A 770-nucleotide genomic window follows, 5' to 3' on the forward strand; every position below is an offset into this window, starting at 1 on the left:
GAGGGCCGCCCGCGTACCCCGATACGCGGGCGGCCCTCCGCCTTGCGACGCACGGCACCGCACGACGCGGGCCTGACCGGCAAGATCCGAAAGAGACGGCCCAAGGGCACCGACCACGCCCCCGGGCGACGAGCCGGGCGTTCGCCTCGTCCGAGCGCTCCACCCACTCCCGTGCCCGATCCGGGGCCTTGCCGTGCCGGACGTGCCGGGCCACCAGCCGCCGCACCCGCAGCCCCTCCTCCGGTGCGAGGAACCACACCTCGTCCAGGAGCGGCCGGACCTCCGCCCAGGCACCCTCCCCGTACAGCAGGTAGTTCCCCTCGGTGATCACCAGCGGTACCTCGGGCCCGACCGGGATGCTGCCGGCCACCGGCTCCTCCAGCGACCGGTCGAACGCCGGTGCGTACACCGGGGCGGTCCCGGGATCCCGCAGCCGCCGCAGCAGTGCCGCGTACCCGGCCGCGTCGAACGTGTCCGGCGCGCCCTTGCGGTCGGCGCGGCCCAGCCGCTCCAACTCGGCCCGGGCCAGGTGGAACCCGTCCATCGGCACCACCGCCGCGAGGTCCGGTCCGAGGGCCGCCGCCAGGTGCGCGGCCAGCGTCGACTTCCCCGCGCCGGGCGCTCCGGCGATCCCGAGGATCCGCCGGCCCCCGGCACCCGCCAGCCGCCGCGCCCGCCCTTCCAACTCAGCCGTGTCCATTGCCTCATCCTGCCCGAACCGGTACCGCCCCCGCCCGGCCGGGCTGTCGGAGCCGCCGCCTACCCTGGGC

The 770-nt window shown here is 76.9% G+C and carries 1 pseudogene; it reads right to left on the minus strand.

Annotation, left to right across the window (positions count from 1 at the left end):
• Positions 1-94 precede the first annotated feature (94 nt).
• A pseudogene (locus tag EF903_RS33280) lies at positions 95-700 on the minus strand (nucleoside/nucleotide kinase family protein); the annotation flags it as partial.
• Positions 701-770 lie beyond the last annotated feature (70 nt).

The sequence above is a fragment of the Streptomyces sp. WAC05292 genome, from assembly GCF_003949955.1.
GTDB lineage: Bacteria > Actinomycetota > Actinomycetes > Streptomycetales > Streptomycetaceae > Streptomyces > Streptomyces globosus.